Source organism: Micromonospora sp. M51 (assembly GCF_018070305.1).
Classification (GTDB): Bacteria; Actinomycetota; Actinomycetes; order Mycobacteriales; family Micromonosporaceae; genus Micromonospora; species Micromonospora parva.
Genome location: NZ_JAGPXZ010000999.1, coordinates 1 through 1876, shown reverse-complemented (window position 1 = coordinate 1876; position 1876 = coordinate 1). Strand labels below are relative to the sequence as shown.

Here is a 1876-nt window from a genome sequence, read left to right as displayed (position 1 = left end):
TGGGTGCGTACGCCGTAGTGCGCCCACACGTGGTGCTCGTCGTCGTCGTGCTCCCAGTAGCGGTAGTACACGGACTGCCGCCAGTCGTCGACGGCCTCGCCGCGTAGCAGCGGTCGCAGTGAGCGCCCCTGCATGCGGCCGTCGGCCGGCACGCCGGCGTAGTCGAGGAACGTCTGGGCGAAGTCGACGTTCATGGCGAGCGCGCCGGTGGTGGAGCCGGCCGGGATCTCCGCCGGGTAGCGGATCACGAACGGCATCCGCAGCGACTCCTCGTACATGAACCGCTTGTCGTACCAGCCGTGGTCGCCGAGGAAGAAGCCCTGGTCGGAGGTGTAGACGACGATGGTGTCGTCGGTCAGCCCGTGCTCGTCGAGGTAGTCGAGCAGGCGGCCCACGTTGTCGTCGACGCTGGCGACGCAGCGCAGGTAGTCCTTGATGTACCGCTGGTAGGTCCAGAGCGCGGCCTCGTCCGGGTCCAGGTGCGGCGGCAGCATCTCCTTGATGTCGTTGGCGGTCAGGTCCCGGTCCACCCGCATCCGGGCGGCCCGGGCGGCGGCGGCGTGCCCCGAGTGGTCGTCGTCGAACGAGCCCGGTACGGCCACGTCGTCGACGTACATGTCGCGGTGTCTGTCGTCGGGCTCCCAGTTGCGGTGCGGGGCCTTGTGGTGCACGAGCAGGCAGAAGGGGCGCTGCTGGTCGCGCTGGTCGAGCCAGTCGACGGCCAGGTCGGTGATGATGTTCGTGCAGTAGCCGGGGCGGACCTGCTCGGTGCCGTCCATGCCGATGAACACGGGGTCGCGGTAGCGACCCTGACCGGGCACGACCTCCCAGTAGTCGAAACCCCGGGGGTCGTGCTCCGGGCCGTGCCCGAGGTGCCACTTGCCGACCAGCGCGGTCTGGTAGCCGGCACGGCGCAGCAGCTCCGGGAAGACGAGCTGCCGGTTGTCGAACTCGGTCGACAACGTCTGCACGCCGTTGACGTGGTTGTAGGTGCCGGTGAGGATGGTGGCCCGGCTGGGCGCGCAGAGCGAGTTGGTGCAGAAGCAGTTCTCCAGCAGGGCGCCGCCGGCCGCGATGCGGTCGATGTGCGGCGTCTCGTTGATCTTGCTTCCGTAGGCGCCCACAGCGTGCGCGGCGTGGTCGTCGGCCATGATGAAGACGATGTTGGGCCGCACGAGTTGGTCCTTTCTCACCGGTTCAGGACGCGTACGCGGCGGCGTCGTAGTAGGCGCTCGGGTCGACCACGTCCGGCAGCTTGCCCAGGTCCTTGAACAGGCCGTTGAGGCCGGTGAGCCAGCCCGCGACGGTGCCGTCGGTGGACTTGGCGGCGAGTTCGGCCGAGGGCAGGAACCGGGCGTTGGTGGCTTCGGCGCGCAGCTGGTCGACCGGCGCCGACTTGAGGAACTTCGCGGTCACCTCGACGGCGCGGTCCACGTCGGCAGCCCGCTCGTCGTTGGCGGCGCGCAGCACCGCGAGCACCTTCTTGACCAGCTCCGGCTTGCCGGTGACCACGTCGTTGCGCCCGACGTAGGCGGACGGAAAGCTGATGTCCGGGTAGAAGTCCTCGTTCTTGGCCAGCTCGACCAGGTCCGGCACCCGCTTCTTGATGGTGCCGATCAGCGGGTACCAGATGCCGGCCGCGTCGATCTGGCCGGACCCGAACGCGGTGACCACCGTGCTGGCGTCCATCGTGACCTTCTGGACGTCGTCGATGGAGAGCCCGGCGCGCCGCAGGGCCAGCCGCACGATCATGTCGCCGGAGGTGCCCTCCGGCACGCCGACCTTCTTGCCCTTCAGCGCGGCGACGGAGGTGATGCCCGGCTTGGCGATCCGGAGACCGAACTCGACGTTCTCGCGGACCGTCAGCCAGGGGAAC

General features: G+C 69.1%; 2 protein-coding genes. Both read right to left on the bottom strand.

Features of this window, described 5'->3' with window-relative positions; all coding sequences use genetic code 11:
• Positions 1-1175: sulfatase (locus KBX53_RS31740; RefSeq protein WP_210863490.1), on the bottom strand; the 1175-nt coding region annotated here is incomplete at its 3' end.
• Between the two features lie 22 nt (positions 1176-1197).
• Positions 1198-1876: ABC transporter substrate-binding protein (locus KBX53_RS31735; protein ID WP_210863488.1), on the bottom strand; the 679-nt coding region annotated here is incomplete at its 5' end.